This window comes from Paenibacillus periandrae (assembly GCF_022458865.1).
GTDB lineage: Bacteria > Bacillota > Bacilli > Paenibacillales > NBRC-103111 > Paenibacillus_S > Paenibacillus_S periandrae.
Window position 1 is genome coordinate 1 of sequence record NZ_JAJNMU010000192.1, and the last position, 264, is coordinate 264.

The 264-nt window shown below is 36.4% G+C and carries 1 protein-coding gene; it reads right to left on the reverse strand.

From position 1 onward, the window contains the following. Positions 1 to 6: 6 nt before the first annotated feature. Positions 7 to 264, reverse strand: a 258-nt coding sequence (locus LRL21_RS45185; protein WP_240422250.1) for a GNAT family N-acetyltransferase, incomplete at its 5' end; no start/stop codon positions are given.

Sequence of the window (264 nt, forward strand, 5' to 3'; positions counted from 1 at the left end):
ATATAATTAAAACTCCACACCGCGAACTTTAGAAAATACCATAGTATCTCTCAATGAACCATCAACAGAAAGTTCTTCATTTCGTATAATTCCTTCTAAGGTAAAGCCTAAACGCTCAGCTACTCTATAACTTCTTATATTTTTTGAGTCACATCGAATTTCTACACGATTAGCTTGTAACTCATGAATGGCGAAGTTCGTAATAGCCTCTACAGCTTCAGTTATATACCCTTGACCTCCAAAAGATGAACGAACCCAGTAACC